The organism is Variovorax beijingensis (assembly GCF_003951285.1).
Classification (GTDB): Bacteria; Pseudomonadota; Gammaproteobacteria; order Burkholderiales; family Burkholderiaceae_C; genus Variovorax; species Variovorax beijingensis.
Genome location: NZ_RXFQ01000012.1, coordinates 1 through 26,685, shown reverse-complemented (window position 1 = coordinate 26,685; position 26,685 = coordinate 1). Strand labels below are relative to the sequence as shown.

The 26,685-nt window shown below is 65.0% G+C and carries 32 protein-coding genes and 3 pseudogenes; 16 read left to right on the top strand and 19 right to left on the bottom strand.

Annotation, left to right across the window (positions count from 1 at the left end):
* The first annotated feature begins 156 nt into the window (after positions 1 to 156).
* Positions 157 to 321, top strand: a complete 165-nt coding sequence (locus EJO66_RS32610) for a hypothetical protein (protein WP_164547867.1) — start codon at positions 157 to 159, stop codon at positions 319 to 321.
* On the opposite strand, the gene EJO66_RS20390 is transcribed toward EJO66_RS32610, so the two are convergent.
* The 4 genes from EJO66_RS20390 to EJO66_RS33225 all read right to left on the bottom strand — a co-directional run bounded on the left by EJO66_RS20390 (position 243) and on the right by EJO66_RS33225 (position 1,073).
* Positions 243 to 434, bottom strand: coding sequence for a type II toxin-antitoxin system RelE/ParE family toxin (locus EJO66_RS20390; RefSeq protein WP_420856699.1), 192 nt, complete (start codon positions 432 to 434; stop codon positions 243 to 245). The two genes, EJO66_RS32610 and EJO66_RS20390, sit on opposite strands and share 79 nt — an antisense overlap.
* The gene (locus EJO66_RS33385) at positions 352 to 528 is read right to left on the bottom strand and encodes a type II toxin-antitoxin system RelE/ParE family toxin (protein ID WP_420856698.1); all 177 of its coding nucleotides are present in this window, start codon (positions 526 to 528) and stop codon (positions 352 to 354) included. Before EJO66_RS33385 ends, EJO66_RS20390 begins: the two co-directional genes overlap by 83 nt.
* On the bottom strand, positions 525 to 815 hold the full coding sequence (locus tag EJO66_RS20385; protein WP_124959986.1) for an antitoxin of toxin-antitoxin stability system: 291 nt from the start codon (positions 813 to 815) through the stop codon (positions 525 to 527). Before EJO66_RS20385 ends, EJO66_RS33385 begins: the two co-directional genes overlap by 4 nt.
* A gap of 126 nt (positions 816 to 941) precedes the next feature.
* Entirely contained in the window at positions 942 to 1,073 is a 132-nt protein-coding gene (locus tag EJO66_RS33225) for a hypothetical protein (protein ID WP_276311986.1), read from the bottom strand.
* A gap of 485 nt (positions 1,074 to 1,558) precedes the next feature.
* Here EJO66_RS33225 and EJO66_RS20375 point away from each other — a divergent pair, with 485 nt between their 5' ends.
* From EJO66_RS20375 to EJO66_RS20355, 5 genes are read left to right on the top strand one after another with little or no spacing between them, the layout of a single operon-like run.
* On the top strand, positions 1,559 to 2,272 hold the full coding sequence (locus EJO66_RS20375; protein WP_125966020.1) for an ABC transporter substrate-binding protein: 714 nt from the start codon (positions 1,559 to 1,561) through the stop codon (positions 2,270 to 2,272).
* Between the two features lie 15 nt (positions 2,273 to 2,287).
* Positions 2,288 to 2,959 carry an ABC transporter permease subunit gene (locus tag EJO66_RS20370; protein WP_125965928.1) on the top strand — a complete coding sequence of 224 codons (672 nt, stop codon included), beginning with the start codon at positions 2,288 to 2,290 and terminating at the stop codon, positions 2,957 to 2,959.
* 4 nt (positions 2,960 to 2,963) lie between these two features.
* Positions 2,964 to 3,644, top strand: coding sequence for an ABC transporter permease (locus tag EJO66_RS20365; RefSeq protein ID WP_124959983.1), 681 nt, complete (start codon positions 2,964 to 2,966; stop codon positions 3,642 to 3,644).
* 14 nt (positions 3,645 to 3,658) lie between these two features.
* A complete protein-coding gene (locus EJO66_RS20360) occupies positions 3,659 to 4,246 on the top strand; it encodes a TAXI family TRAP transporter solute-binding subunit (RefSeq protein WP_125965927.1) in 588 nt (195 codons plus the stop codon).
* 2 nt (positions 4,247 to 4,248) lie between these two features.
* Positions 4,249 to 5,001 (top strand): amino acid ABC transporter ATP-binding protein, encoded by a 753-nt coding sequence (locus EJO66_RS20355; RefSeq protein ID WP_125965926.1) that lies wholly within the window; start codon positions 4,249 to 4,251, stop codon positions 4,999 to 5,001.
* Between the two features lie 312 nt (positions 5,002 to 5,313).
* On the opposite strand, the gene EJO66_RS20345 is transcribed toward EJO66_RS20355, so the two are convergent.
* The 5 genes from EJO66_RS20345 to EJO66_RS20325 all read right to left on the bottom strand — a co-directional run bounded on the left by EJO66_RS20345 (position 5,314) and on the right by EJO66_RS20325 (position 8,386).
* The gene (locus tag EJO66_RS20345; protein ID WP_125965925.1) at positions 5,314 to 6,057 is read right to left on the bottom strand and encodes a Fic/DOC family protein; all 744 of its coding nucleotides are present in this window, start codon (positions 6,055 to 6,057) and stop codon (positions 5,314 to 5,316) included.
* A complete protein-coding gene (locus tag EJO66_RS20340; protein ID WP_125965924.1) occupies positions 6,041 to 6,727 on the bottom strand; it encodes a hypothetical protein in 687 nt (228 codons plus the stop codon). Before EJO66_RS20340 ends, EJO66_RS20345 begins: the two co-directional genes overlap by 17 nt.
* Positions 6,728 to 6,872: 145 nt before the next feature.
* Complete coding sequence (locus tag EJO66_RS33380) at positions 6,873 to 7,280, bottom strand: integrase core domain-containing protein (protein WP_125965923.1); 408 nt, start codon at positions 7,278 to 7,280, stop codon at positions 6,873 to 6,875.
* A 123-nt stretch (positions 7,281 to 7,403) separates the two neighbouring features.
* The gene (locus tag EJO66_RS20330) at positions 7,404 to 7,688 is read right to left on the bottom strand and encodes a CopG family ribbon-helix-helix protein (protein ID WP_125965922.1); all 285 of its coding nucleotides are present in this window, start codon (positions 7,686 to 7,688) and stop codon (positions 7,404 to 7,406) included.
* A 146-nt stretch (positions 7,689 to 7,834) separates the two neighbouring features.
* A complete protein-coding gene (locus tag EJO66_RS20325; protein ID WP_276311987.1) occupies positions 7,835 to 8,386 on the bottom strand; it encodes a chorismate mutase in 552 nt (183 codons plus the stop codon).
* A 338-nt stretch (positions 8,387 to 8,724) separates the two neighbouring features.
* Between EJO66_RS20325 and EJO66_RS32605 the strand changes: the two genes are divergently transcribed.
* Positions 8,725 to 9,828 carry a J domain-containing protein gene (locus EJO66_RS32605; protein WP_124959977.1) on the top strand — a complete coding sequence of 368 codons (1,104 nt, stop codon included), beginning with the start codon at positions 8,725 to 8,727 and terminating at the stop codon, positions 9,826 to 9,828.
* A 350-nt stretch (positions 9,829 to 10,178) separates the two neighbouring features.
* On the opposite strand, the gene EJO66_RS20315 is transcribed toward EJO66_RS32605, so the two are convergent.
* The 3 genes from EJO66_RS20315 to EJO66_RS20305 all read right to left on the bottom strand — a co-directional run bounded on the left by EJO66_RS20315 (position 10,179) and on the right by EJO66_RS20305 (position 13,484).
* The gene (locus EJO66_RS20315) at positions 10,179 to 11,492 is read right to left on the bottom strand and encodes a type II toxin-antitoxin system HipA family toxin (RefSeq protein ID WP_240648621.1); all 1,314 of its coding nucleotides are present in this window, start codon (positions 11,490 to 11,492) and stop codon (positions 10,179 to 10,181) included.
* A gap of 7 nt (positions 11,493 to 11,499) precedes the next feature.
* On the bottom strand, positions 11,500 to 12,444 hold the full coding sequence (locus EJO66_RS20310; RefSeq protein WP_125965920.1) for an ArdC family protein: 945 nt from the start codon (positions 12,442 to 12,444) through the stop codon (positions 11,500 to 11,502).
* 683 nt (positions 12,445 to 13,127) lie between these two features.
* The gene (locus EJO66_RS20305) at positions 13,128 to 13,484 is read right to left on the bottom strand and encodes a DUF2958 domain-containing protein (protein ID WP_125965919.1); all 357 of its coding nucleotides are present in this window, start codon (positions 13,482 to 13,484) and stop codon (positions 13,128 to 13,130) included.
* A gap of 489 nt (positions 13,485 to 13,973) precedes the next feature.
* Between EJO66_RS20305 and EJO66_RS20300 the strand changes: the two genes are divergently transcribed.
* On the top strand, positions 13,974 to 15,134 hold the full coding sequence (locus tag EJO66_RS20300; RefSeq protein WP_125965918.1) for a PDDEXK nuclease domain-containing protein: 1,161 nt from the start codon (positions 13,974 to 13,976) through the stop codon (positions 15,132 to 15,134).
* Between the two features lie 347 nt (positions 15,135 to 15,481).
* Here the strand turns inward: EJO66_RS20300 and EJO66_RS20295 are convergent, their stop codons facing one another.
* On the bottom strand, positions 15,482 to 16,054 hold the full coding sequence (locus tag EJO66_RS20295; protein ID WP_125965917.1) for a helix-turn-helix domain-containing protein: 573 nt from the start codon (positions 16,052 to 16,054) through the stop codon (positions 15,482 to 15,484).
* A gap of 187 nt (positions 16,055 to 16,241) precedes the next feature.
* Between EJO66_RS20295 and EJO66_RS20290 the strand changes: the two genes are divergently transcribed.
* Positions 16,242 to 16,571, top strand: a complete 330-nt coding sequence (locus EJO66_RS20290; protein WP_124959971.1) for a helix-turn-helix domain-containing protein — start codon at positions 16,242 to 16,244, stop codon at positions 16,569 to 16,571.
* 234 nt (positions 16,572 to 16,805) lie between these two features.
* On the opposite strand, the gene EJO66_RS20285 is transcribed toward EJO66_RS20290, so the two are convergent.
* Positions 16,806 to 17,117 carry a hypothetical protein gene (locus tag EJO66_RS20285; protein ID WP_125965916.1) on the bottom strand — a complete coding sequence of 104 codons (312 nt, stop codon included), beginning with the start codon at positions 17,115 to 17,117 and terminating at the stop codon, positions 16,806 to 16,808.
* 99 nt (positions 17,118 to 17,216) lie between these two features.
* On the opposite strand from EJO66_RS20285, the gene panD reads away from it, so the two are divergent.
* Positions 17,217 to 17,618 (top strand): aspartate 1-decarboxylase, encoded by a 402-nt coding sequence (panD, locus tag EJO66_RS20280; RefSeq protein ID WP_124959969.1) that lies wholly within the window; start codon positions 17,217 to 17,219, stop codon positions 17,616 to 17,618.
* Positions 17,619 to 18,289: 671 nt separating this feature from the next.
* Here the strand turns inward: panD and EJO66_RS20275 are convergent.
* On the bottom strand, positions 18,290 to 19,414 hold the full coding sequence (locus EJO66_RS20275; RefSeq protein ID WP_124959968.1) for a sensor histidine kinase: 1,125 nt from the start codon (positions 19,412 to 19,414) through the stop codon (positions 18,290 to 18,292).
* Positions 19,415 to 19,909: 495 nt separating this feature from the next.
* On the opposite strand from EJO66_RS20275, the gene EJO66_RS20270 reads away from it, so the two are divergent.
* Positions 19,910 to 20,311: a GreA/GreB family elongation factor gene (locus EJO66_RS20270; protein ID WP_124959967.1), complete on the top strand. Its 402-nt coding sequence runs from the start codon at positions 19,910 to 19,912 to the stop codon at positions 20,309 to 20,311.
* A gap of 46 nt (positions 20,312 to 20,357) precedes the next feature.
* Here EJO66_RS20270 and EJO66_RS20265 read toward each other — a convergent pair whose 3' ends face one another.
* A complete protein-coding gene (locus EJO66_RS20265; RefSeq protein WP_125965915.1) occupies positions 20,358 to 21,008 on the bottom strand; it encodes a MarR family transcriptional regulator in 651 nt (216 codons plus the stop codon).
* 120 nt (positions 21,009 to 21,128) lie between these two features.
* Between EJO66_RS20265 and EJO66_RS20260 the strand changes: the two genes are divergently transcribed.
* Positions 21,129 to 21,488 (top strand): copper-binding protein, encoded by a 360-nt coding sequence (locus EJO66_RS20260; protein WP_125965914.1) that lies wholly within the window; start codon positions 21,129 to 21,131, stop codon positions 21,486 to 21,488.
* 61 nt (positions 21,489 to 21,549) lie between these two features.
* A complete protein-coding gene (locus EJO66_RS20255; RefSeq protein WP_125965913.1) occupies positions 21,550 to 23,010 on the top strand; it encodes a sensor domain-containing diguanylate cyclase in 1,461 nt (486 codons plus the stop codon).
* A gap of 25 nt (positions 23,011 to 23,035) precedes the next feature.
* Here the strand turns inward: EJO66_RS20255 and EJO66_RS20250 are convergent.
* The 3 genes and pseudogenes from EJO66_RS20250 to EJO66_RS20240 form a co-directional block, all read right to left on the bottom strand.
* Positions 23,036 to 23,347 (bottom strand): annotated as a pseudogene (locus tag EJO66_RS20250) (MFS transporter); the annotation flags it as partial.
* A 49-nt stretch (positions 23,348 to 23,396) separates the two neighbouring features.
* Positions 23,397 to 23,711 (bottom strand): annotated as a pseudogene (locus EJO66_RS20245) (transposase); the annotation flags it as partial.
* A 112-nt stretch (positions 23,712 to 23,823) separates the two neighbouring features.
* Positions 23,824 to 24,228: a DUF302 domain-containing protein gene (locus EJO66_RS20240; protein ID WP_125965912.1), complete on the bottom strand. Its 405-nt coding sequence runs from the start codon at positions 24,226 to 24,228 to the stop codon at positions 23,824 to 23,826.
* 372 nt (positions 24,229 to 24,600) lie between these two features.
* Between EJO66_RS20240 and EJO66_RS33305 the strand changes: the two are divergent.
* From EJO66_RS33305 to EJO66_RS20225, 3 genes and pseudogenes are all read left to right on the top strand, one after another.
* A pseudogene (locus EJO66_RS33305) lies at positions 24,601 to 24,819 on the top strand (VIT1/CCC1 transporter family protein); the annotation flags it as partial.
* Between the two features lie 293 nt (positions 24,820 to 25,112).
* Positions 25,113 to 25,433, top strand: coding sequence for a hypothetical protein (locus EJO66_RS20230; RefSeq protein WP_125965911.1), 321 nt, complete (start codon positions 25,113 to 25,115; stop codon positions 25,431 to 25,433).
* A 266-nt stretch (positions 25,434 to 25,699) separates the two neighbouring features.
* Positions 25,700 to 26,449, top strand: a complete 750-nt coding sequence (locus EJO66_RS20225) for a sensor histidine kinase (RefSeq protein WP_125965910.1) — start codon at positions 25,700 to 25,702, stop codon at positions 26,447 to 26,449.
* The last annotated feature ends 236 nt before the right edge of the window (positions 26,450 to 26,685 follow it).

Sequence of the window (26,685 nt, the reverse complement as noted above, 5' to 3'; positions counted from 1 at the left end):
CCCATCGAGAGAGCCCCTTCAACGTTTCGATACCCAACAGCCAGCACGAACCCTTCAGCTTGCGAGCGCCGTGGACGCAGCATCGACCGATCTTCTCGCCCGCACGGAAGTGCCTGTAGCCCCCACTCAGTGGTATTCGAGGCCCGGAAGCCCCGCATGAACACCGCCCGTCGCAGTTCCGCGTCATCGTGTTTTGCCGTCGCTTCCGCCGTCAGAAACCGAGCGCTTCTGCTGGCCGTCGATCACGACCGGGTCGGCGGCCACTGGCGAGCGGTATGCACCAAGGTCAAGATCCAGATGGTATCGGCCCGCACCTCATAGACCAGCCGATAGCTCTCGTGCGGGATCAACTCACGGGTGCCCGGGATCTGTCCTGCCCGTCCTAACAGGGGGGTGCTCGGCCAACCGGCCGACGGCTGCCGAGAAAGTCTCATCCATGCGGATGGCGGCGAGCGGATTGTCCTGAGCGATGAAGTCGACGATGTCGGCGCGGTCTTGTTCGGCGGACAGCGTCCACAGGACCCTCATGCGTCGCCGCCAGCCTTGGCCCGCAGTGCAGCGCGACGGGCAGCAAAGCGAGCCTCGACGTCGGCATCACTGGCGTATTGACCGGATGCGATCTGCGCACGCGCCGTGTCGACCTTGGCACGCAGGAAAGTGTCGTATTCACGGGCCTGCCGTTGACGCTCGATGAACTCACGCATCAGTTCGCGCACCACCTGCGACGCCGGGCGGTGGCTGGCCTCGGCCTCGGCCATGAAGGCGTCGCGCAACTCCGGTTCCAGCTTCATGGTGAACATGGCTTCCTTGGACATGACCGGCTCCAGAAACATTGATGCCAACGAAGTATATACAACGTATATACTTTTTACCATACTGCCGCTACCGATCGTGGCTGGCCGCGCGCTCCAATTCAACGCACTTGAATCTGCATCAGCGCATCAAAACATGCTTTCGTTCGGCATCGCCTGCGCTTTGAAAAACTCGGGGTTCTTGAACGCTGCCAGACGGATCAGTGGCGGGGGTTGAGGCAGTTGCACCTTCTCGACGTAGATCGGGCCGGGCACGGTCATCGACCTGCGTTCCTCCACGGACATCGCGTGCGATTCGATCGAAGTACGCACAGAGCGTCCCCCGCACTCCCCAGCGAACTTGCGCACCCCTGGTCGATGCCTGCTTGTAGGTCGCCCCATGGCGCGAATCGGCGAGTGGAACGAGCTCGCCGGCGGCGGCGCGGTGGCGAGGCGCAGATCGATGCGCTCACCGCGACGCGGCCTCCAGACCTCCGGCGCGCCGCCAGGCACGTTCGCGGGCACCGCCTCGAATTGCCCGCGATGCAATGTGCGTGTCCCCCGGCGCGCTGGCCCCTCTGCGCCCGAAGGGCGGTCCTTCGAATGCGCAATTGCATCCGATGCAAGCATTGCGCACGCTCCGAAGCTCCTCGACGATTCGCGCATCACAACGATTCGTCTCGGAGACAATGTCCATGCGCTTCCACGCTTCGCTTCCCGGCTTGCTTCGCCGGCCCCTCTGCCTGGCGCTCTCGTCATGCCTCTGCATGGCCGCGGCCCACGCCGAGGGCAGCTACCGCATCGCGACCGAAGGCTCGTACCCGCCCTGGAGCTTCAAGGACTCGCAGGGAATGCTCCAGGGCTGGGATGTCGACATCGCGCGTGCACTGTGCGAGAAGATGAAGGCCAAGTGCGAAATCGTCGCGCAGGACTGGGATGGCATCATTCCGGGCCTCGTCGCCCGCAAGTACGACATGATCGTGGCGAGCATGGCGATCACGCCGCAGCGTCGCGAGCGCGTGGCCTTCTCGGCCAAGTACAAGGACACGATTTCGCGCTTCGTCGCGCGCAAGGGAACGCCGCCGGACATCGGCCCCGCGGCGCTGAAAGGCAAGACCATCGGGGTGCAGCGCGGCTCGGTCCAGGCGGCCTACCTCGCGCAGAACTACCAGGCCGCGGACCTCAAGTTCTACGACACGCCGCAGGCCGCCGAACTCGATCTCGTCGCCGGCCGCGTCGAGTACATCCTCGGCAACATGGTCACCTACCACGTCGGCTTCCTGAAGACGCCCGAGGCCAAGGACTTCGCGTTCGTCGGCCCGGAGCTCAAGGGCGGCATCCTCGGCGAAGGCAACGGCATCGCCGTGCGCAAGGACGATGGGCAGACCCTGGCGAGGATCAACGCCGCGCTTGAAGCGATCCGGGCCGACGGCACCTACGACCGCATCACGGCGAAGTACTTCCCGTTCAAGCTGATGTAGGCGCCGCGACCCCCGATGAACATCCTCCATGGTTTTGGCGGGCAGTTGCTCCTGGGTGCGCTCGCGACGCTGCAGCTCGCGGCCGCCGCGCTGGTGCTCGGCACGCTGCTCGGCGCAGCCGTCTGCGGCCTGCAGCTCTCGGGCCACCGCATTCTGCGGGCCGTCGGCGACGGCTATGCCGCGGTGGTCCGGGGCATTCCCGACCTGCTGATCGTCTTCGCCGTCTTCTTTGGCGGCTCGCTCACGCTTGCCGCGCTCACCGGCCGCTATGTCGAGATCGACACCTTTCTCGCCGGCGTGGCCGCGCTGGCGCTCTCGTTCGGCGCCTATGCCGCCGAGATCGCGCGGGGCGCACTGCTGTCGGTCCCGAAAACCCAGCGCGAGGCCGCGGGGACGCTCGGACTGTCGCGCGCCCAGGCGCTGTGGACCGTCGTGCTGCCGCAGGCGGCCCGCTTCGCGCTCGCCCCGTTCGGCAACCAGTCGATCGTTCTGCTCAAGCAGACATCGATCGTCTCCATCGTCGGGTGCGACGAACTCATGCGCAAGGCCGCGGAGGCCTCCGGCGCGACGCGCGAGCCGTTCACGATGTACCTTGCCGCCGCCTGCATCTATCTTGCGCTGACCGGCTTCGCCACGCTGTGCCTCGAGTGGGCGGAGCGCCGCGCCGCGCGCCCGCTGGCGGCCTGACCCCATGTTCGACATCACCCTTCTGTGGTCCGTGCTGCCCGCGCTGGTCGAGGGCGCCTGGCTCACGCTCGAGCTCACCGCCTGGGTCATCCTCCTGGGCACGACCTTGTCGATCCCCGTCGCCCTCGGCAGGAACGCGCGGGCCGCCGGACTGCGCGCGGCGGCCCATGCCTACGTGCTCTTCTTTCGCGGGACCCCGGCGCTGGTCCAGCTGTTCCTGCTCTACTACGGGGCGGGCCAGTTCGACGTGATCCGGCATTCCGTGCTGTGGCCCGTGCTGCGCGATCCCTACTGGTGCGTGGTGATCGCCCTGGGACTGAACTCGGCCGCCTACACCGGCAAGACACTGGGCGCCGCACTGGCCGCGATCCCGCGGGGGACGCGCGAGGCCGCCCGCGTCCTCGGGCTCGGCCGCGTCCAGGCCTTTGGCCTGATCGACCTGCCGCTCGCGGTGCGCACGGCGCTGCCGGCCTTCGGCAACGAGATCATCCTGACCTGCAAGGCGACGTCGCTCGCCAGCACCGTCACCCTGCTCGAGCTCACGGGCAGCGCCCGGCTGCTCACCGCCGAGACCTACGCGCCTTACGAAATCTTTCTCGGCGCAGGCCTCGTCTATCTCGCCATCAACTACGTCCTGCTGCGCGGCGTCCGCGCGCTCGAGGCCTCGTTGAATCGTCCACACTGAACCCAAGCAAACGCATGAGATTCCTCACCCTGGGCCCGGCAGGCAGTAACCACGAATTCGTGTCCCGCCGCTACCTCGACTTCCACGGCCTTCGCGACACCGCGATCCTGGACCTGGTCTCCGACTTCGAGCGCGGCGCCGATGCCGTGCTGCAGGGCGAGGCCGATTTCATGATCCAGTGCGCGGTGCATCCCGCCGCTGTGTCGACGGTCGCGAAGTACTTCGTCGGCCTCCACCTGATCGACACCTTCATCTCGCCGAGCCAGGATCTGGCGATCCTCCAGCGCCACGACGCCGCGCAACCCGCGTCCCTTGCGGTCATGCGCCCGACCCTGCCGTACATCGACCGCCGCCAGTGGCCGCAGATCGAATTCGTGGAGACCGTCGCCGAGGTCACCCAGGGCGTGAGCGACGGGAAGTACGCGGTCGGCCTCGGCTATGCCTGGGCCGCCGAAAAACACCCCGAGCTCCTGCATGTGAGGCAGTTCATCGGCACGGTCGACGATGCCTGGATGGTCTATGGGCGCACCCGCGTGAGCACAGGGGGCCTGAGCGCCTGGCGCGACAGCCCCGCCGCCCTTCTCTATCGGCGGGGAGCCTGAGCATGGGCACGGCCATCTCCTCTCTCGACCCGATGGTCTCGGTCGCGGGGCTGTCCAAGCATTTCCACGCACAACAGGTGCTCAGCGACGTTCATCTGAGCGTCGCGGCCGGTGAGCGCGTGGTCGTGTGCGGCCCCTCGGGTTCAGGAAAATCGACGCTCGCGCGGTGCATCAGCGGACTCGAGAGCTACGCAAGCGGCACCGTGACGGTCAACGGCGTCGCAGTCTCGCCGCGCATGCGCCATGCCGATCTGGTACGGGCCAACATCGGCATGGTGTTCCAGCAGTTCAACCTGTTTCCGCACCTCACCGTGCTAGAGAACTGCACCTTGGCGCAGCGCTGGGTCCGGCGCCGCTCCCGGCAGGAGGCGCGACAGACCGCACTCGCGTACCTCGACAAGGTCCGGCTCGCCGAGAAGGCGTCGGCCTATCCGGCTCAGCTCTCGGGCGGCCAGCAGCAGCGCGTCGCCATCGCGCGGGCACTCTGCCTGAATCCTTCTGTCATGCTGTTCGATGAGGCCACGTCTGCACTCGATCCGGAGATGGTCAAGGAAGTGCTCGAGACCATGATCCTGCTGGCGCGCGACGGCATGACGATGATCTGCATCACCCACGAAATGGGCTTCGCGCGGGCGGTCGCCGACAAGGTCGCGTTCATGGACGGCGGGCGCATCGTGCAGGCCGCGCCGACCGGCGAGTTCTTCGGCAGCTGCGCGGACCCGCGGATCCAGCGATTCCTCAGCAAGGTCTTCTGACCCGAGGTCCTTGCTCGAAGTTCGTGCGTTCACTCGGCGCACACGCGTGCCAGGCCGTGGTCCAGCCCGATGGCGAACAGCGGCGACAGCCCATGCGAGTCAACGTGCCGCGCGGTCGCATGCGTCAACCGCTCGCGGCAATCCGGCCGCTCGCGCAGCGACCGGGTCGCGACGAGTTCGTCGATGAACCGGGGGCGGAGCCGATCGAGCGCCGGACGGAGCTCGTTCCTCAGGTCTGCGCGAGGTCCGGCCGGCCCCCTTCCCTCGCGCCGCCAGCGAACCACGAGCGGATTTCGCCGGCTCAACTGGCGCTCACGGACCCCCATCGTCCGGCTCGACGCTGTAGCCCCGCTGGCGCTCGAAGTCCCGGTACTGTCGCGCGACCTCAGCGTCGCTGTGTTCGCCAGCGATCGTGTCCTCGGGGCCCTGACCATCGAGCCCCGACAACGTGTCGATCACTCCTCCCCACAATGGCCGCTCTTGGTGAACACCCACGAACGGTTCCAGGTAGTCATCCAGGATGCCCTTGCCAGGCGAAGCAATCTCGGCGCTCAGTGCTTCGAGGCAATCCGTCTTGCGGGTGCGATGCCATTCGATGCTGAAACCAGCCCGGTGGCACAGTTCGCTGTGCACCACCAACATCGTCCGCCCATTGCCATCCAAGAAAGGGTGGCCGTAGGCGAACAGCCCCATCACCTCGCCCGAGCGTTGGCGGAACTGACGCTTGTCGCGCGCGATGCGAAGGCCCTCCTCCACGGCGCGCCGCGCATCGGCCGGGTGACTGAACCAAGTCCCGGCTTTCGTCACCGCGATGTCGGGGGCCGTAGCCGCCCGATCTTGTCCGGCCCAGGGGTAGAACGCCGAGAACAAAATTCGATGGACTGCGAGAAAGTCGTCGTAACCCAGGCGCCTGCGCTTGGCCAAATGGGCGATGGCTTGGTCCAGACCCGCACGAAACAGCTGATGCTCCAACTCCTGAACGATCTGTAAATCCTTCTCCCCGTAGCGGTTGCGCAGGTAACCCGCCTGTTCGAAATCCTTAAATGGATCGAACACGTTGCTTGCGCTCGCGCAGGTAGTTGACCAGCAGCGTGGTCATCTGCGCAGTCGACAGCTTGCCCGCACGTTGGAGCGCGACCAGCAGGTCCTGCACAGGGCCAGTACGGACCGGATCTCCCGCGAGCTTTGTGACAGTCTCGGCCCACTGATCTGACATCGTCGGGCTGTAGCTCACCTGATGTCGACTTGCAAGATCGCGCACGAATTCAGCCACGTTCGTCGCAGGAATGACCAGCCTGCGATCCGACGCAGGCGCAACCTTTGCGCGCGTGCGGTCGTTGATGTAGGACACCCTGCGCTCGCCGAGCGCCAGCTTGCGCGAAAGGCGCCGGTGCCCGGTGTCCAGAACGATGTTGCCGTTGTTGCTCCTGGCGATCGGCGCGTTGTGGCCTGAGGCCGCCGAACCAGGGGTCATGTGAAGCTTGGCAGCAGCCTCACGAGCGAGGGTCTGAAAATCCGCCGCCGGCCGCACCGTCCGAGTCTGGGCGTCCCGCCGGGCTTTGGCGTAAACACCCGAGCCCAGACGGACCAGGTCGCCATCGCGCTGCAAGGTCCTGAGCGCGTCGGACACCTGCGACGCACTGCCCAAACCGGCAAGTTCGCTGCGCAATACGACATGGCCGGCTCGACGCCGAATTGACAAACGCATGCGGTCGACAAGTTTCATGGTGGTGCTATGCAATTTTAGCACCTTCCGGCAAAATTCAGTACAAATTCCAATCAAATCAACGACTTACACCTGCGAGAAGTAACGGCACTTCGGCATTTCCTGCAACTCCCAGAAAGGAAAGAAGGCCTCCTTGACCTACCCCTCATGCGATGCAGAGCATCACGCGGAAGCACGGGGATGCAAGACGGATCGATCTCTGCGGTTGCTGAACGGGTTCGAACTTCGCTGGGAGCATTCGCTGGCAACTGCTGTGCGGCCTGACTTCGTTGTCTTCCCGGCGTGAGCGTGTGACGACCGTCCTGGCCCGCCGCAGCGTCTCGAACGCTTGCTCGTTCGGACACTCGTCCCTGAACTTGCGGTGAAGCGCTAGCCGTTCTGCACGGGCCGTCCCGGCCCGTGCAGATGCAACGGATGCCGGGGGTCTGCGCCAGCCCCTGAAGGCGCGACAGCTGGGCTCTGGGTCGTGTCGGTGCGCACAACCGGCGGATACCGCGGGAGAGCCCACTGACCAGCAGACGAGCCGTTCGCTCTGGTCGCATTCCTCGATCATGGAGGCACCGGCCGCGCGCCTGGCCTGCGGGACTCGCGACCGCTTGGATATCGCAGGGCGATCAATGGGTCGATCGAAGACATCGAGGCTTCCGGGGCGACTTCAATCCGCGTCATCTGCCCATCAGTGCTCGAGCTTTCGCGCGGGCGGCTTTACGGGTTCCTCGCCCCGCCCACGAGCAGCAAGGTATTTCTTCGCGTCGTCCCAAGGCACGAAGCTCCCGGTCGCCAGCAACTTTGCCCAGCGCTTCTCGGCGATGCGATGCAGCTCTTCCTGTGCTTCGACTTGCTCGACTGTCCGAGCGATGGCATCGACGATGAAAGCATGGGCAGTTCTTCCTGCCAAGTCCGCAGCTGCGGGGATACGCTCTTTGAGAGCGTCGTCCAGGCGAATGGTGGTTGTCGACATGGTCAAACCTTTCGTACGTACATTGCAGCACGGTTGTGCTGCAAACCCTGTCTGGCACTTTCCGGTTTCTTCGGCATGGCGCAGCCGGATCCGCGGCCTGTCAGCAAGATCTTCTGACCCGAGGTCCTTGCCGGAAGTTCGTGCGTTCACTCGGCGCACACGCGTGCCAGGCCGCGGTCCAGCCCGATGGCGAACAGCGGCGACAGCCCATGCGCGTCGACGTGCCGCGCGGTCGCATGCGTCAACCGCTCGCGGCAATCCGGCCGCTCGCGCAGCGACCGGGTCGCGACGAGTTCGTCGATGAACCGGGGGCGGAGCCGATCGAGCGCCGGACGGAGCTCGTTCCTCAGGTCTGCGCGAGGTTCCGCCGGCGCTCCTCCCTCGCGCCGCCAGCGGGCCATGAGCGCGAACTGGACGAGTTTGCTCGCTTCGATCTGATCGGTGAAGAACGCGATCACCAGTTCTCCTGGCAAACCGCGCGCGCCCGCCTCTTGCGCAGCCGCCGCAACGACTTCCTGCTCGCGCGGATCGCCCGGCGGATCCGCGACCGGCTGGCGGCTGTCCCATTTGGTCAGCGCCACTTGCCGGGATAGATCGAGCCGCGCCGCGCTCAGGGCCACGAGGGCCGAGAAGCCCTCGGACCGATCGGGCCCGGTGGCATCCGAAGCACAGGCGAGTGTGGCCATCGTGAGGGCCATCGCGCCGGCCGCTCGGAGACAACGAATCGGAACGCGCATGTGCATCGGGAACCTCCGGAAGTCCAGCGACGCGATCGGGGCTGCCCGCCACCGGATCGACCCGAGGCAAAGATTAGTGCGGGGACGATCGCACGTCGCCTGTCAACATGCACAGTTGCGCGCGGACCGCCGGTCGCGCGCAACGGCACCGCCGCTCAGACGTGTTGGCGGCGGTGTAGATCCGCTTCTATTCGGTGGTGAGGAGGCGGTTTTGAAGCGGGGGTTCGGCCCGGCGGCCATTGAGGCCGGGCCATGAACGACAATGGCGGCATCATCGAAGCTGGAGCTGGAGCTGGCCCGTGTCGCGCACTGATGCCCTTCAAATCTCGTTGCACAAGTCCGGGCCTGCATTGACGCCGCCGCAAAAGCGGTTCAACAGCCTCATCCGGCAGATCGCACAGGCGCGGCAGACGCTGGCGGCGTGGCACGAGCACATCGCGGCGTATCGCCAAGCGCATGCACAGGTGCTCAGGCCGCTGCAGGCAGACTTGATCGCGGGACGCAGGCAATGGGTGTTTGCGTTGGATGCGCTGATTGATCAGCGCAACTGGACCAAGGCGGAGCGCGGCACGTTGCGCGAGCTGCTGTGCGACGCGACGGGGGAACTGCTGGCCGCGCGCGGCGAGGACGCAGCGCTGAAGGCACTGTTCGACAAGCATGCGCAGGTGGACTTCGACACCGAGCAGCGCGAGATGATGCGGGCAATGAAGGGCCTGACGGAGGCGATGACCGGGCTGGACCTGGGCGACGAGGAAGGGATCGATACGGATGCGGACCTGTTCGCGCGCATGCAGCAAGGCTTGCAGGACCGCGCGGCGGCCGAGGAAGCTGAGCGCGAGGCAAAGTCGGCGCGCGGCCGCAAGAGCGCGGCGCGGCAGCGGCGCGAGGCCGAGGCGCAACAGGCCACCCACTCGGTGCGCGAGATCTACCGCAAGCTTGCCAGCGCCTTGCACCCGGATCGCGAGACTGATGAGCGGCAACGCGCAGAGAAGACCGCGCTGATGCAACGGGTCAACCAGGCCTATGCGGCCAACGACCTGCTCGCGCTGCTGGAGCTGCAACTGGAGATCGAGCAGATCGATGCGAGCCACGCCGCGACCGCCGGTGCCCAGCGCTTGAAGCACTACAACAAGGTGCTGGGCGAGCAGTTGGCCGAACTCAAGTCGCAGGTGGCCGACGTGGAGATGGGGTTCCGCATGGAGTTCGGCCTGGAACCCGGTTGGGGAATGAACCCCCGCAAGCTCGGCGAGGTGCTCGAGCAGACGAGCCGCCAGTGGCGAGCCGAGTTGAGCGAGCAACAACGCGATATGCGCATGCTGGGCGATGTGGCGGCGACCAAGCGCTGGCTGAAGCGCCAGAGGCAACTGCTTGACGAATCCGAGTTCGACTTCGAGCCATTCTGAGCCAGGTGCTTGCGGCGATCGGAAGGGGTGGTCAGGATCGAACTCGGGCAGCGGCAAGTGCGGCGCGAGCTGATCGCGCCAGGCCTGCTGCGCGGCCGATCCGTACATTGACCATAGCTGCTCGCGCAGCGCATGCAGGCACTCGAAGACGGCCAGAACCTGCTCGGGTGTCCAGTGCGTGGGCAGCGACGATGGTTGTGCGTGGTGCGAGCTCACGACTTGCTCCTGACGGACTTGCCCGCGCGATGCAACGGAACCAAGAACACCTCAAGAAGATGGCTGCCGGCAAAATGTGAGGAGCGCCGCCATGCACCGCAGCAGAGAAAACACCGGCCGGCCGGCGCGCCCGTTCATCGCGCGTGCGCGCGTCCCTCTTCCCAGGCTCGCGCCATCTGCTCCCACAGCGCCCTGGTGACACGCGCGTCGCCCTTGGCCTCATCCAGGGTCTTGCCCATGGCACCCGCTATCCGGTCAATCACGTCGACGGGCCGGGCGACACCACAGATGCGGCGGCCGAAATCCACCAGTTCTTCGGTTGTCGGATAGGCTTTCGTCTGGTGTTTACCCGCGAACAACTTGAGCGCAAGTGTCCGGTCTTCGAGCTCAGGGCCACCCGGGAACTGGGCGTACTTGTAGATGGAGGTTGTCACCACATCGAACATGGGCGCCAACCACACGTCCTTGCGCGAGCGGTAGAGCCATCCGAAGTTCTTGAGGTGCGCATCGCCGTTGCGGACCATGATGGAGAAGGCGACCTGCTCGAAGAATTGATGCAGGTTGCTGCTGTGAAGCTGGAACCGGCGCAGCAACTCGGCGACACGCTGGTAGCTGCCGTGGTATTTGCGGTCCGACAGGATGTCGCGCACCCGCAGCCCCGCCAGCGCCGCGATGTCTTCAAAGCCGAGCCGCTCTACCCGGCCATCGTCATGGGCGACCAGGTCAAAGCGGTCCAAGACCAGCATCTGGCCATCGTCGGACAACGCGAACGACGGCACATCGATGCCTGCGCGTTTGGCGGCCGTCAGGCACAGATACTCGTTGGCAGCCAGCCCGGGGTAGGCCGCGCCTGCCGCCTTGACAATGAGTGATGGGATGGGCGCCGTCGGTCGGTCCGGCACCATGATCTTGGGCTGCATGCCCGCAATGCCCGCCCCCGTGCTCAAGTAGGCCGCCACCAACTCACTGAAAACCTCTGGCGTGTACTTCGTGCCCAGCAATTCGGCCTTGCTCAGCGTGCGCGGCAAGGGGGGTGCACCCTGGCCGGGCAGGCTGTAGCCCAAGCGGCCAATCCCGTTGCGCCCTGCCAGCGCCAGCATGTGCATCGGCGTCATCGGCTGTTTCGGGAACAGCTCCCGAATCCTCATGAACAGCTCGCCCTCGGGAAGATTCTGGCCCATCGGAGGAAACAGGTCGCCGTCTTGCCAGGTGAGGCGCTCGCTGGGCGGCATCAGCAGGGCCACCGTCGCCTGCTCCGCGTCCGGCGCGAGATACCGGAACTCGTAGGTGGATGTCCGGGGCAACTGGCCCGCCTGGGGAGCGTCCCCGATAGAGACATTCAGGAGACGAATCTTTTCAGGGAGCATCGTCGTCGTCCTGGAACCGGCCCGGCTGCGAGGCCGGCGCGCGACATCGCCACGCGCCGCCTTCACCAGATCTCGATGCATCGACCCCTCACCGCCACGCGATAGGTCCGGACCCGCCGAGCGCAGGCATCTCCCGCGCCACGATGTACGCGAACGCCTCCTCCGCAAGGCGCGCCGCCGTGAAAATCGCCGTGCGGTCGGCCCGCAGCACCTTCAGCCAGGCGTCGATGTAGGCCGCATGCCCCTCGACCGTGGCATCGACCAGCCCGCAGTGCCCCAGGAGGAACGCGCTGCCGAGCTCCGCCACCAGTTCCTCGAACGCATAGGCCGCATCGCCGAAGCGCCGCCCGAAGCTGCGGTTCAGCCGCTCGGGATGGCCGGTCCAGTGCACCAGCTCGTGCAGCGCCGTCGCGCACTGCGCCTCGGCGCTCGTGAACTGCCGCGGCCACGGCAGACGGATCTCGTCGAGCGCCGGCAGGTACGCCGCCTGGTCGAACCCGTGCCGGATCGTCGCATTGCAGCCCCCGAGCAGCCGCATCGCCCGCTCCACCGGCTCCTGCGAGGCCGCCGGCGCGGCGATGCCCAGGTCCACGACCTCGAGCGGCAGCCCGTCGATCTGCGCCAGGTTGAAGAGCCAGAACGGCCGGCACAGCAGAACCCCGGCGCGTCCACCGGGGCGGGCCGTCAGGGCCTCCTCATCCATGCCGCCTTCCGCGAGGACATCGTCGGTGTCGTCAGGGCGCTCCCGTGCCCTGCGCTCGAAGTGCGCGCACAGCACGCCGCGCTCACCGTGGCGGACCTGGGCGCCGAGGCGCTGCGCCTGCCTGTAGGTCAGCCACACATTGGACGCGTAGCCCGCCTCGATCGCCGCATCCCAGAGCAGCAGCACATTCGCGCCGCGGTAGGGCGCCCCGGTCTTGCCGTTGCGAGGCACCCCGCGCGCCGCCGCCCGCGTCCAGCGTTCGCGCATCACGCTGCCGCCCTTCTCCAGCATCGCGATGATCCGTTCCGTCACGATCCGCCGCACGTCCATGCGGTCCCGCCCCCGCGCAGCAGCGTCCGCAGATTCGGCAGCACCCTCACCTGCTTTGGGTGAGTCCTCGGGGGGTGCGGGGGGAACGCCCGTGGCTGTTGGCGTCCCCGCGCGATGCGCGGTGGCGATGGAAGTTGAGTTCGCGTGCATGGCTTGGCCTTTCTGCGGCATGTGCCGCGGTGGTTGAACATCTGCCTTCGGAGCCGCCTCGACGCATGAACAGCGCGCGAAAGGGCCGATGTCCAGGGACCGGCCGCAAGCCGCAGCCGAGCGCAGCGAGGACCGGGTGAGGACGGTGGCAAAGCCCGCAGCCCTGGACAGCGGCCCGTGCGCGCTATGCGTCGGTCAAGAGGCGGCCCCGAACGCAGATGCAAAGCGGCACAGGCCGCAACCCCGATGCACGCAACCGCCCGCGCCGCACAGGCGGACCGATCGGGCTCTGCCGTGCATGCACGGCCACTTGACGCACCCATCGGTCCGCGCGCAAGCGAAACCGCATCGACGGAACCATGGTTCTGGACCGACGAACGTTGGCGTGATTCAGCAGTCCTGCCAACAGTTCGATCTCAGAGTCGACAGCCGCCTTGAACTTCACCTTGCGTGTGCGCACGGCTGGCGCGCCGCGCGAGAGAGACAGGAACAAAAGAAGACGAAAGCGACAAAAACAAAGGGCGGCCGTGCCCTCAGGCCTGGATGCGCCCTGCCATGCGCGCCTCTTTCGCACAGGCGCTCAGGCGCTTGCCGGCCTGGAAGTGCAGGTCCTGCTCGATCGTCAGGTCCAACATGCCGCGCAGCCGGGCCAGCTCCGAGAGGCTCACGCAGCCCAGCTCGCGCAACCCCAGCCCGAGATCGCACAGCCCGAAGGCGATGTCGTGGTCCTCGGGGTCGATCTCGCTCAGCAGCCAGGTGGCGCCGGCGTCGGGCGTGAAGAGCTTGACCACGGGCGGCGGATCGAAGTCTGTCTGTGCCCGCGACTGCAGGCCGTTGGCCAGCAGCAGGTCGAACTGCGCATCGGAGAGGAAGGGACAACTGGAAACCATGGCGTTCTCCTTGAACGGTTTGCGGGCGGGATGGCCCGGGACCGTCGCCGGCACGCCGCAGCGCAGCAGTCAGGGTTCGAAGACGGCCGCAGGCCGCCAGCGCGCCACCCTGGCGCGCGCAGACCTTGACGGCGAGAACGGTGTGCCACCCTCCAGGTCGCAGCAAGCCGGCCCACCCACAGCCCTTGTCTTTTCTCTTTCCCCTCTGCAGACCGCACAAGGCGAAGCGAAGCAGCCCGGCGCGCTTGAGACCCGCCACCTCAGAGGCGATGCGTTGGACGTCGGCGGCGCGGGCCGCCAGGCTGCCGCTCCCCACGACTGGGTATCCAGCGGTGCGCGAGAGACCGGTGGCCGGCACGAGCGCCGCCAGGCCCGCGCGAAGCAGCGCGGGCGCTGCGCAACAGGGGGGACGCGGTGACCGGCTCGTCCTCCCACGCCCGGCGCCTCGCGCCGGCGCACCGCACGCGCGCAAGGCACTATATTTCCCGGGTGTCTGCCACCACGCCCATCCTGTTTGACTACGCTCGCTTCGTCGAGGGTCTGAAACGCCGCATCGACGGTGCGCGGCTGTCGGCCGCGCGCGCCGTCAACCGCGAACTGGTGGCGCTGTACTGGGACATGGGGCAGGCCATCCGCGAACAGCAGGCGCACCAGGGATGGGGCGATGCGGTAGTCGATCGCCTGGCGCGCGACCTCAAGGCTTCCTTCCCCGGGACGGCCGGGTTTTCCGCGGCGAGCCTCTGGCGCATGCGCCAATTTCACGAGACCTACACCGCGCCGGAGTTTCTCGCACAGCTTGTGCGAGAAAGCGGGTGCGACACCCAGCGCCCCCGCGGCTCCAAGGCGCTTGCGGTCGCTGACCACCGACAACTCGCACAAGCTGTGCGAGACATGGTGGAGGCCGTGCCCTGGGGCCACCACGTCAACCTGCTGTCCAGACTCGAAGATGCCGGCCAGCGGCTGTTCTACCTGAAGGCCACGGCGCGCTTCGGCTGGAGCCGCAACGTGCTGCTCAACCAGATCAAGGCGCAAGCCTACGAGCGGTCATTGGCCGAAGGCAAGGTGCACAACTTCGCACTGGCGCTGCCCGAGCACTTTGCCGAGCAGGCCGAGGAGGCACTCAAGAGCAGCTACAACCTCGAGTTCCTCGGTATCCGACGCGAGATCAAGGAGCGCGAGCTCGAGGACCACCTGATCGACAGATTGCGCGACTTCATCCTCGAGCTGGGTTACGGCTTCTGTTTCGTCGGGCGCCAGTACCGGCTCACGCTCGGGCGCAAGGAATACTTCATCGACCTGCTCTTCTACCACCGCTTCCTCAAGGCGCTGGTGGCCATCGAGCTGAAGATCGGCCCCTTCGAGCCGGAGTTCGCCGGCAAAATGGATTTCTATCTCAACCTCCTCAACGAGAAAGAGCGCGCGCCAGACGATGCGCCGTCCATCGGCATCATCCTGTGCGCCGAAAAGGACAACCTCGAAGTGGAGTTCGCACTCAAGAGCAAGTCGAACCCGATCGGCGTGGCCGAGTACCACCTCCAGGGCAAGCTGCCGGCCGCGATGAAGGGAAAGCTGCCCACCGCACGCCAGCTTCAGGAAGTCGTGCGGGCCAGCTACCCCCCGTTGGGCTCCCCGGGTCGCCCCTCCCGGTAGTCCAGTGCCGTCGCAACCGAAGACCCGATGGCACCTGAAGCGTCTGCCGAGGCCCGGTTCAATGTTCCATGGGGTCAGTTTCGAACCGTCATCGCCTCCATGCACCGCGGCACATGGGCCCTCTCCGACGCCGTCGGTCAACACGCGTGGTTGCAATGCTTGTGTTCAAAACCGACAGGACATGGCAAGAGTTTCACACGGGGCCTCACACCGCATGACGACAATGCCGATCCCGGAGTCGGCCATCAAGGTGGGCAACGCACCGGCGGGAGAGGCCGTCTCCACCACGCCCTCTCTCGCACCCCTCGTCTTCACGCACGCTGCTTGAGTAGGCCCCACTTCTGCCCTCACTCGCGCAGCGTGAACACCACCGACAGATACGAGACCGGCTGCGCCTGAATCTCCTCGATGCCATGCAGCGCAGTCGCATCGAACAGCAGCGAGTCGCCTGTCCCCACCGCCACCGGCTTGCTGCCGTAGCGGTACATGACCTCCCCGGACAGGAAGTACAGGAACTCGAGACCCGGGTGCTGGAAGGTCACGCAGGGATCGGCGCCGGGCAGCAATGTGACCAGGTAGGGCTCGACGAACAGGTTGCCCGACAGCAGGTGGCCCAGCAGCTCGTAACGGTAGTCCGCCACCGCCCCGACCCGATCGACGACGACGCCCTGCCCCGCGCGCACATGGCAGAAGTCCGTGCGCCGCGCCTGGTCCCCGAAAAACCGCGACGTCGGCACCCCAAGACCATTCGCGAGACGCTCCAGGGTCTGCACCGAGGGCGAGACCAGACCGCGCTCGATGCGCGAGAGCATCGAGGAAGAAATCCCCGAGGTCTTGGCCAGCGCGCCGCCAGACACCTCGGCCGCCATGCGAAGCGCCCTCACCTGCGTCCCAATGCGTACAGCGGACAGGCTGCGCACGACAGGAGCGGATTGCCGCGGCCGGGCGCGCGTCACCGAAACCGGAAGTCGCAGAGGCCGGGCGCTAGGTAAAGGGGATGCAATTGCTCGATTGGGCATAGAGAGACCTGCCTGAAGCGGAATGCGCAAGCCTTGATTCTACGAAAAACGTAAAGACGCGAAAAGTCGAACTTACGACTATCGTAGAATGCCTCCCAGCCCATCTCTTCGCTCTGTCTTCGGGACTCGCTTAAGACTTGCGAGATTGGCGGCAGGTTTGCCACAAGACAAGCTCGGCGTTAAGGCGGGACTGGATGAGGGCACCGCCAGCGCACGCATTTCTCGATACGAGAGCGGTGTCCATGAGCCAAACATTTCTTTCGCGCATCGGCTGGCAGACGAGCTTGGCGTTCCGGCCCCCTACTTCTATGCAGCGGATGACGAACTCGCCAAGCTCATCCTGTGGTTCGGTCAGCTAAACGCCAAACAGCGCAAGTCACTGCTCGACTTCGCAAGTCGTATCAAATCGTCTTCGTAGATGGCGGCTGCGGCAAATCCATCACACGGATTGTGGTTGTCAGGTGCGTGCGAATGAGTCATCGCGAACTCGCGCCTGCCGTCGGCGCCCTCCCACCGGTTGCAAGTGCCGTCGGACGCCAGGTCTCGACGGCGAGCACCTCGCACCCCAGCCCCCATTCCGCAGATGCGGAAAGTCCTGCACCAGCGCAGGCGAAGTCAAGGCGTGGCAACGGCGCATCCGCCGCGCCAGCGATCACCGGGCCGCGAGCAGCACCTCATCGGCCTGAGCCGGGCGGTACTTGCCCGCGGCTTCGCGAACAAAAAGATGAACGACATCGGAAAATTCGAAGGAACGCGAAGGAAAGAGATCGTGCGACATGGCCGGCTCCGCGAGTCGGGCGGGATTGTCAAAGACCGAAGCCGCGCGGCGCTGCACAGCTGCCAGGACTCGAAAGCGGCCGCAGGCCGGCCTCTGGGCAAGCACAGCGTGCGGGTCCGAAGCGCCGGAGGTCCCCGCGATGAAGACGGCACAGGCGCTGACGCCAACGCCGTTGGCGACTACCATGCTTCGCCCGCCGCACTGAACGGCACCCTTCGCCTTGGCGTGCTCATCGATGAACGCCAGACCGATCCACCTTTTCGCAGAGAGAGAAAGAGTTCACCCATGTTCCGCACCCTGCTCAAATCCAAGATCCACCGCGTTGCCGTCACCGACTGCGAACTGCACTACGAGGGCTCCTGCGCCATCGACGAGGACCTGCTCGACGCCGCCAACCTGGCCGAGAACGAGCAGGTGCACATCTGGAACATCAACAACGGCGAGCGCTTCGTCACCTACGCGATCCGCGGCGAGCGCGGCACCGGCATCATCTCGGTCAACGGCTCGGCCGCCCGCCGGGCCTCGGTGGGCGACCTGATCATCATCGCGGCCTTCGGCCTGGTGCCCGAAGACCAGGTGGCAGGCTACAAGCCCAAGCTGGTGTTCGTGGACGGCGCCAACCGCATCAAGGAAGAGCGCGCGCATGTTCCGGTGCAGGCGGCTTCGTGCGAGACCATCGCGGCGTAGCCGCGAGTGCGATGTCTGAAAAGGAACCAAAAATTTCGGACGTTCCGGATCTTTGAGAGAGTCACTCTCTTCCGAAATTCACAGCCAGGAAGGTGCGCGCTCCGCCATGGTCCTGGTCGAAATGCCCGAGCGATCATGCAACGCGGGCAGCGCCGCGGATGACGAATCTGTTCGAAACGAGCGGTGCACATCACCTCCCGGCCGTTTCGCTGCTGTGCCACCAAGCCGGCCCCAACCAGGGCCATGAGGTGATGTTCCAGCGTCGATGCCGGCAGGACAGTCGCTGTCTGAACCTCCGTCAGGTTCTTTCCATCGTGCCCGGCACGAAGCAGAGCGCTGAACACGGCCAAACGGGGAAGACTCCCCGGCGCAGCCAACATGGGGGCTGCGGCCTCGGCAGACAGCTCTTGCGACGATCTTTCCCGCTTCTTCATGAAGCGGCTTGACTCTGGTTTTGTGGATATGTTCACAGCGCAGGACCGGGATCGGAGATCTTGAGGACGACGGCGGCCGGGCAGCCCAGCCGGCGCGGCGTTCATCGACATTGACGTGAAGCGTCTCGCGGGAGATCCCGAACTGGTCCTGGCAGCCGTAGAACTCCATGCCGCGGAAGCCAAGGCTCGCAGCGCGGCCAGTTGAAGCTGGCGTACGCAATGCAGCGGACCTGCCGCCTACTCAAGAGAGCGAAGCGGAAGGCTGATGGTGAAGACGCAGCCCGAGCCCGGCACGTCCCGGACCGTCAATGTTCCGTTGTCCGCTTCAATGCTCTGACGAGCGATCGAAAGCCCAAGCCCCAGACCCGCCCTGATGTCATTGTTCGGCCTGAAAGGGATGAACATCTTTGCGGCTCCGCCGGGCGGCAATCCTCCGCAATGGTCCTCGACATCGATGAGGACGTGTTCGCCCGAGGCATAGGCACTCAGGGTCACCATGGAGTTCTCCTGGGTGTACTTGAAGGCGTTCTGCAGCAGGTTGGCCAGCGCCGCATGAAGCAGGTCCCGGTTGGCCAGGATCGCCAGCGAGGGGTCCACGGTTCGCACCTCGAAGACAGCGCCTCTGCGCGCCACATCGAGCCGGGCCACCAGGTCCACGTCCGCAATGAAGGAGGCCACCGAGAAGGTCTGGCGTTGATCCGCGCCCTCCCCCCTCACTTCGGCCGTGGCCCTGCTGATCAACAGACCGAGCGTGGAGAGGCTTCGCTTGAGGACCGCGCCCGTTGCGCCGCTGATGGCCATGTTGCCCAGCTCGAGCGCACGCACGGCAAGCGTGGCCGTGCCGAGCGAGTTGCGCAGTTCGTGAACCAAAAATCCGAGCCGCTGCTTTTCGCCTGCGAGATGCTGCACCGAGATCTGCGCATCGCGTTGAGAGCTGAACTCGGTGACGGCGTCCGCAATGGCGTTGTCCAGGCAGCGGTTCAGCGTCCGGAACTCGACCACGGCAAATGGCGCGTCGCGCTCGAATGCGAGGTCCGTGATGGCCTGGCAGAGATCGCCGTAGTCATGAACGACCTGGTCCACGGTATAGCCGAGATTGAGCAGTTCCTTGCCGTGCGCGGTGGCGCTCACGCCTATTTCCGACAGGGCGAGCGTATCGCCGCCAGAGGGCCCCGAGATTGCGATGCTCAGGTCCAGTTCGTCCTCGTCCTCCGCGGCGAGCGTTCTCGTGAGCTGGTCCAGGAACATGGGCACGCCATGGGCCAATTGCTTGTCGGTCGCCGCGCGCAACGGGCGTTGTGCGACTTTCGCCTTGCACCTCGCGATCAGTTCGTCGCGATTGTTGAAAAGGAAACGGTGCATGAAACCTCCTGGCTCGGGACACGACGCGGCTGGGAGCAGGACGGCAACTCGTGCTTCGGAGGCTCGAAGGCCACTATAGGCGCTTCGGACCGGGAGGTCGAGGGAAAGTCCGCAACGCCAACTCCACTGCGGCGGCCAGACCCCTCCCCTGCGGTCTTGCATTTCCGGCCTCATCGAAGCGGGACAACGGGCAATCCGGCAAGAACCCTGAGGTCATTGCTTGCCCGGTCGCGGCGCGCTGCATAGACTACGAGACATGTCGGCCCCTTTCGTCTTCATCCACGCCCCCGCCGCGGCGCTGCTTGCTGCAGCGCAGTGCGCGCGTGCACGCGTGGCCCTGAAGGCGGGCCGCAGGCAACTGCCTCCACATCTCTAGGCCCGGCGGTCGCTTCCTTTTCCTCCTTTCTCTTCAGCGCAACCATCCACCGCCGGGCACAAGTCCCGCGCGTCCGCGGCCATCGTCCACCGACGGGTCCGCATGAATGGAGTGCGTCAATGCATGCAACGATCCACGGCGAGCGCACGCTCACCGAACTTGATTTCGCCCGCCTGAACAAGCTGCCCCGGCTCAACCTGCCGCCCAGCCTTGCGGATCTTCTGGACTGTGCCGAGGTGACCAGCTCGAGGGCCGTGCCCGGCAACATCGTGACGATGTGCTCGCGCGTCGAGATCGTCGACGTGCACACGCGTCGGCGGCAGACGCTGACCGTCTGCTATCCCGAAGACGCCAGGCCTGCGGACGGCTGCATCTCCGTGCTGTCGCCGGTCGGAAACAGCCTGCTCGGGCTGAAGGTCGGAGACACCGCCAAGTGGCAAGCCCCGAACGGAGAGGCATGCGCCGCGGAAGTCGCGGCAATCCTCTTTCAGCCCGAGGCGACCGGCGACTACGTCACGTAGGCGCCTCGCCGAACGCCGGCGCCCATGCACGAACAGGTCCCGCGGCTCAGGAGGACGGGCGCGACAGCGTCGCCAGCTTCTTCTTCGCGCTTTGCAGGAGCCCGAACCGCTCGACGGGCAGCTGGGCCTTCGTGTCTCCGAGCGCGATGATCTCGAGCGCGCAAGCCGCCGCAAGCTTGGACGCAAGCGGGTCGCGCACCGCCAGGCTGTTGAACCTGTGGCTGGATATGACATGCACCTTCAGATGACGGTGGATGGTCTTCGACAGCTTCTGGCAGGCGGCCGTCATGGCGGCTTCATCGGGTATCGACTGGCCATGCACGACCAGGAGCTCCACGGTGCCGTCCTTGTCCTCTCCCAGCAGGAAGGCACGCAAGACCGAATCCTTGAACTTGCTGCGCAGCATCGAGCGAAGCGGTTCAGCGGCGGCGAATGACTTCAGCGCGATGCGGCGCAGTTCATCGTGGAAGATGAACGAGCGGTCGAGCGTGATGGTGTCGGGCTCGTCCGCTTTCGGCTTTTGCCTCTTCAGGATGCCGCTGCTGACGAGGTGCTCCAGCGTGCGCGCCACCTCGGCGGGATCGAGCTTCGAACGCCGGGCAAGCTCGCCTGGCGCAAACGCTTGGTCGGGAGCCGCGTAGACGACCTTCAAGAGCTTTTGCACCTCAGGGGCGAAAAGAAAATCTGCGGCACTCATTTTTTTCTGGATCCGGACAAGGGACCGCATTATCGGGTTGAGACCTTCCAGGCCCCATCTTTGGCTCCGCCGAAGGTTGCACCTGACAGAATCGCCGGCAGCTTCACTTCCCCCACGAATATGCTGCGCTTCGTCCTCATGACTGCGTTGAGCCTCGCCACCGTGGATGGAGCGGCTGCTCGATCGGCCGAACCGCGGCCGGTCGAAGCCGCTGCAGAAGCAGCGCCGGTGACCACATATGCGCGCCTCGTCTCCGCCAGAGAGGAGGCCGACGGCAAGCTGTATGTCCGATTGAAGCTGATTCCGAGGGCCAAGATTCCTTTCACGGTCCAGAGGTTCAGGGTGAGAGACCGGGCGCTGCTGGCCGGCATTGCGGAGGGTTCGTGGGTGAGGTTCACCGCGAAGCACATCGATGGCGAGAACACGCTGACGTCCATCCGCGTCACGGCCGAATGCAAGCGCTTTCAGGAATGCGGCTGAGGCTTCAGCCTGCCGGAGGGTGCATCATTGCGGGCACAATCCTGCGCACGAAGGAAAACCCATGCCCTCCTCCACCGACTACGAATCGATGTTCGAGTTTGCGCCGATGTCGCTCTGGCTCGAGGACTACAGCGGACTGCGCAAGCTGTTCGAGTCATGGCGCAGCGCCGGCGTGGTGGACTTGGTACAGCACCTGAATGCCGAGCCGCAGCGTGTGCGCGAATGCATGGCGCAGCTGCGGGTGCTGAGCGTCAACCAGAGCACGCTCACCCTCTTCGGTGCCCAGAGCCAGGCCGACCTGCTGTCGCGGCTCGACAGCGTCTTCCGCGACGACATGACCGCGCCCGTGATCTACGAGCTGGACCAGCTCTGGCGCGGAAATCTATGCTTCGGCAACCAGACGGTCAACTATGCGCTGGACGGCCGCAGGCTCGACGTGCATGTGCGCGTGCAGGTGCTGCCCGGACACGAGGCGACGTGGGACCGCGTGCTGGTGTCGCTGGACGACATCACCGAGCGCGTGCGGGCCGAGCAGCTGCGCCTGGAAAGCGAGCGCTATGCGCGCGAGCTGTTCGAGCGTTCGCCGGTGTCGTTGTGGGTGGAAGACTTCAGTGCGGTGAAGGTCCTGCTCGACGACATACGCAATCGGGGCATCAGCGACTTCACGACCTTCATCAAGGTACACCCGGAGTTCATCACGCGCTGCATGCGCGAGATCCGCGTGATCGACGTCAACCGCGAGACCCTGCGCATGTTCGGTGCGGCCGACAAGAACGAGCTGCTGGAGAACATCTCGGAGATCTTTCGCGACGAGATGCACGACTCCTTCGCCGAGCAGCTGCAGGACCTCTGGAACGGCAAGATGCAGCAGCAGCGGGAGGTCATCAACTACGCGCTGACGGGCGACCTGCTCAACATCCACATGCAGTTCGCGGTGCTCGAAGACCGGCTCGCCACCTGGGATCTCGTGCTGGTGTCGCTGATCGACATCACGGCCAGGAAGAAGGCCGAGGCCTACCTCGAATATCTGGGCAAGCACGACGTGCTGACGCAGCTGCGCAACCGCGCCTTCTTCTCGGAAGAACTGAACCGGCTGTCGCGCAAGGGCCCGTGGCCGGTGTCGGTGCTGGTGATCGACATGAACGGCCTGAAGCCCGTCAACGACGAGGAAGGGCACGCCGCCGGCGACGCGCTGCTGCGGCGCGTGGGCGAGGTGCTGAGCAAGGCGGTCGACGAGCCCGGCTGGCCCGCGCGCATTGGCGGCGACGAGTTTGCCGTCGTGCTGCCGAAAACGGACGAGCGCGGGGCGGAGGCCATGCGCGATCGCATCGCTTCCATGCTCGAGCTGAACAACCAGTTCTATGCAGGGCAAAGCGGGCGGGTGCTCAACCTCGCAATCGGCGTGGCGACCTGTGACGCCGGCGACCAGCTCGACGCGGCCCTCCAGCGCGCGGACCGCGCGATGTACGAAGAGAAAGCCCGCCACTACCGCGAAACCGGGGCCGAGCGCCGCCGCGACTAGGGCGTGGCGGCGGCGATGCCGGCTTTCACTCCGCGTCGAGCCGGTCCCGCCGCATCGCGCGCCAGAGTGCCAGGTCGTAACTGATCTTCAGCAGCCCGCAGGCGACGAGCGGCAGCGAGATCCATCCGGCCGCGAACGGCGCAGCCAGCACCAGGCAGACGTTGGCCGGCAGGTGCGTGAAGACCATGGTGTTGAGCAGACCGATGCACCGGGCCACCACGGCGGCGGCAAGCTGGGACGGCGTGCCCAGAAGACCGGTCCAGAAGAAGAACACACCGGCCTGGGTCAGAGAGAAGCCGAACCGCTCGAGCAGCCACAGCGACATCAATGTGTCAACGCCGAAGTAAATCTGCCCCACTGGGGATGCGGCTAAAAACTTGGACTGTTTATGCCATGAGCCCCAAGCTTCGTCGGTAGTCAAGCGGGCTGCGCGCGCCCAAGGACATCTTGATCCGCTTCTCGTTGTACCAGCGGATGCAAGAGTCCAAGGCCTGAGTGAACTGCTCAACGGTCGTTGATTGCCAGTTGCCAGGATAGAACCATTCGGTCTTCAATCGACCGAAGAAGCCCTCGCAGGCCGCATTGCCGGGCGAACAGCCTTTGCGGGACATCGAACGGATAAGCTTCGCATCAGCGATGCGCGAGAGCCAGCCTGGCCAGCGATAGTAGGCACCACGATCGGAGTGAACGATGGGCCGGTCTCCGGTATCGACCACCGTCTCGCGCCAGATGACCTTCTCAACCGAGACTTCCGGGCTGCCGCGCCCAACGAGAAGTGGCTCACTGACATCACGGAGTTCAACACCCTGTCCTTCAGAGACCAGGAAGTGGTCCAAGGCTCAGACATACACGGCGCAGGCGTCGCGCTGCCTCGTCGGCCACGGTCTTGACGGAGGGATCGTCAACCAGTTGGGTCATCACCTGCGGGTCGAGGAAACCTACCACCATCCGGTCGGGAGCCTCCTGACGCACGATCACGTTGCATGGCAGCAGCAGGCCGATGTCGGGCTCGGCCTGGAGAGCCTGGTGCGCCAGTGGCGGATTGCATGCGCCCAGGATGCGATACGGTGCCATCTCCACGCCCAGCTTCTCCTTCATGGCGTGCTGCACATCGATGTCGCTCAGCACGCCGAAGCCCTCGGCCTTCAGTGCCGCAACGGTCTTGGAGAGCGCTTGTTCGAACGACATGCCACTGAGTGTGGTGCTGAATCTGTACATGAGGAACCTCGTTTTATGGGTGAGTAAGTTCAGAAAAGCGTTGGCGCCACGGGACCTCTCGGGCGACCAATCCGGACAGTCCGGCAAACCCGATCGGCGGGTGGGTCAGCCAAGCAGAGCGCAAAGATGCGCCTGTCCAGGATCCTCGCCTTGATCTGCATCAAACGCAGGAGTGGGCGCCGCCCGCCGAGAGCTGAGAAAAGGAGCAGGTGAGGCATCCTGAAAGGAAACTTGGCATTCGAACGATGGACAGCGTTCCAGCTTCTTCCCGGTGTGACCGAAACCGGCACACGCATGCAAGTACTACCCCAGCCGCGCCTCGTCCTTGGTGGCGTTGCGGTCCGTTGATGCACTTCTCATGCGGGCCCGCTCGTGCTTCAGAATGAGGCCGGCGTATCGATCGCGCCCCTCCTCCGACATATTGTTCGCATTCCCGTCGGAACAGCCGACGACGAATCGCGACTCCTGACGACAGCCGTGGCCGGTCTCGTGGCCGGCGCCATGTCACAGGCGGCGGGAGAATTTGTCTCTGTGTACTCCCAGGCCGACACGGAGAAGGCTGACCTGGAGCGGGAGCGCATCGAACTGGAAAGTGACTCTTGGTCACTTCGTCGCTTATCTTGGCACCTGCGCCAGTGGGTATGCCCGCCTGGGCCGAGAGGCCAGGCCTGTCGCATGCAAACGACGGCAGACGAAATCACCACACGCCGGGCCTCCGCCGTTTGACCTGCGGCGGGCATCGTGACGATCAATCGCGGCGGTGCGGGGATTGATACGGATCAAGTCTGGACGAGGCAGATCTGCGAATACTGGCGTCTTCTCATGCAATTCCCTGACCCGTACGATCTGCTGAATGCAAGACATTCGCGACCATGGAGGAAGCCATGCAAAGCATAGACAGTCTTGTTGAACAACATATCCGTGAATCGGAATCCCATCTTCGACATATCGACGAATTGATGGCCAAGGCAAGCCAGCCTTCTATCGATGCGTCAGCTGCCCCTGAAGTTCAGACGCTTCTGAGTCAAATCAGGGAAAGCCGCGCGCAGTTGGTGCAAGAACTCGACGAGCTCCGTCGAGGTTTCGTAAACAGGGATGACCCAAACAGGGTTCAGCACGGTGAAGGCTTGAAGTTCGCCTTGCAGGCGGTGGGATTGCAGTTCGAACGAGCACTCACGGCGATCCTCGACTCCCGCGGTCTGTAGTTTGGCGATCTGGCCGTTCGATCATCGTTGAGCACGTCGTTCGGATTCGACATCGGCTCGTTTCACGCTCGCCTGCTGGAGGCGACCAGTCCGGCGGATATGAAGCATGTGGCGACTAAGCCAGCGTCTGGCTGCGGCGGCCAATGCCCGCCATGCGACGCGGACGAGCAAGGGTTTTCTAGGGCAACCCTTGATGCAGGTCAATCACCTTGTCTGCAGCATCCCTACTATCGATTGATTCCCTAGCAGTATATGGAAGGCAGATCATGACCGACAATTTGTCACGTCCGGAGACAGCCGAGTGCAAAAACGCGTCTTGCTGCCCAGGGATTGCGGCCTCGGATCTGCAAATTCGGCGAGTTCGCGAAGAAGAGCGTACGCGCTTGGCGCGCGAACTTCACGACGAGCTGGGGTCGATCCTGACGGCAGCCAAACTGGAGCTCGCATGTGTGAAGATGAAACTTGGCGACGTCGACAAGGATATCGAGCAGCATTTTCAACATCTCAATGCAACCCTCAATGCAGGTCTTGACTTTAAGAGCCGGATCGTCGGCAGCCTCAGCCCTTCGTCGCTCGGTGCCGCGAGCCTCGGCGCCTCGCTGGACCATCTCGCTCGTGAATTCACCCTTAGCACGGGAATTCCTGTCACCGTAGTCCATCAGGGCGTGGTCCTGCCGGAATCCACTCAACTGGCTATCTATCGGATGGTGCAGGAATCTCTGACGAACGTCGGCAGGTACGCGCACGCCGACAAGGTGAGAGTCAGCCTGCTCGAGGGCGGGCGCAATGTCGTCGTGGTCGTCGCGGACAAGGGGCGAGGATTTGATCCGGCGCGATACCAACCTGGCAAGCACGGAATCGCGGGCATGCGCCAACGCGTAGAGGAGTGTGGCGGTCAGCTGCGGGTGACGTCCACTCCTGGCAAGGGCACCCGGATCTGTGCGGTGATCCCGCGGTCGGCCGATAGAGCGCCATATGCATCGATTCCCCTCCAATCATCGCGACGAGCTCATTGAGCGGTGCGAGGCCAAGGTTGCTCAGTAGTTCGCCATCGGACGGGCCCGACCCCGGGCATGAAACGGGGGTCACAGTCAAATTCGGCGGTCGATGGCATGAGTTTCTTAGCAGCCTAGGCGAATCACCACGGCTGAGCAGTTCGCCAACGGCATTCCAATGGTCCTGGACCCGTTGACGAGAACCTCAGCCTTGGGGAACTTCACAACGACGTTTGTAGAGATATCAGGAGCACCAT